Raw genomic sequence first — 1,103 nt, forward strand, 5'->3', positions numbered from 1 at the left:
GGTACGGGTGGTCTGCCCCGGCCCCGACCACGCCCGCCTGGCCGCGCTCGGCTGGCACCGCCCGAGCGGGGACGAGGGCTGGTGGTACGAGGCGCCGCGTACCCCGGAGCAGCTGGAACGGCTCAGTGTCTTCGTGACCCGTACCGCCGCCGAGGTGCTGACCAACGAGCCCGGCGCGCTCTCCTGCCGGGCGGTGCCGCCGGCCGCCCGGCCAGGCCCGGCCACGCGATCGACGCCCGACCGGCCCGCACCGGTCGGGTCCGCACCGGTCCCTGTGATCCATTCCGAGCCGACACCGGCCGAGGCGGCACCCGCCGGGGTGGCTGAGCCGGCGGTGGTGGCGGTGCTCGCGGCGGCGGCCGACCGGCGTGACCTGCCCGGCTATCTCGCCGTGCTGGCCGGCGCCACGGTGTGCGTCCCGCTGGCCGGGGAACCGACGCCGGATGCCGACTTCCCGTGGGCGGTCATCGGCGACGCGACCGGCGCGCCGCTGCTGCCGGTCTTCACCTCGCCCGGGGCGCTCGCCGCGTTCACCGGCGACGGGGTGCCGTTCATCGCGCTGCCGTGCGTCGAGTTGTTCGAGGACTGGCCGGACCCGTCCTGGGGGCTGGCGGCCGACCCGGGCAGCACCCGGGCGGTAGCCCTGGCCGCGCCAGCCCTCACCGCTCTCCTGAGCGCCAACCTCCCCACGAACTAACGCCCCGAGGCCCTCTTCGGCGATCTTGCGCTTGCTGTCGTGGCACAGCGGGCTTCTCGCCCATTCCGGCAACCGGAACCGCTCGATCGGCGGGAGAGGGGCACGGGGCGGCACGAACCGCCCCGGGGGCGTCGTTGGTCACTCGGGAGGGGGTGGCGAACGGCCGCTGGGCTGGGCAGCATGGATGGCATGGACTACGAGTACGCGCCGCTGCGGCTGCCGCCGAACGTCGACCGGTTGACCGCCGCGGCGCAGTTGGCGATCCAGGCGGAGTTCTCCGGATGGGAGTTGGCCCGGGTGCGGCTGTACCGCGACGGCACGCGCCAGGTGGTGCTGCGCCGTCGGCGGATCAACCAGCCGCAGCCGGGCCTGTCGTACTGACGACCGGGCGGTGCCGCCCACGGGC

2 protein-coding genes are annotated in these 1,103 nt (G+C 75.6%); both read left to right on the forward strand.

Annotation, left to right across the window (positions count from 1 at the left end; genetic code table 11):
• The coding region (locus tag KBX53_RS33835) for an SseB family protein (protein ID WP_210863907.1) at nucleotides 1-697 on the forward strand (697 nt) is incomplete at its 5' end.
• Nucleotides 698-886: 189 nt separating this feature from the next.
• Entirely contained in the window at nucleotides 887-1,078 is a 192-nt protein-coding gene (locus KBX53_RS33840) for a DUF5703 family protein (protein ID WP_030332768.1), read from the forward strand.
• Nucleotides 1,079-1,103: the final 25 nt, after the last annotated feature.

Origin of the sequence: Micromonospora sp. M51, assembly GCF_018070305.1 — a bacterium.
GTDB lineage: Bacteria > Actinomycetota > Actinomycetes > Mycobacteriales > Micromonosporaceae > Micromonospora > Micromonospora parva.

Bases quoted from the DNA above. Each gene is read 5' to 3' on its own strand.
- KBX53_RS33840 (WP_030332768.1), top strand. From the start codon at position 887: ATGGACTACGAGTACGCGCCGCTGCGGCTGCCGCCGAACGTCGACCGG.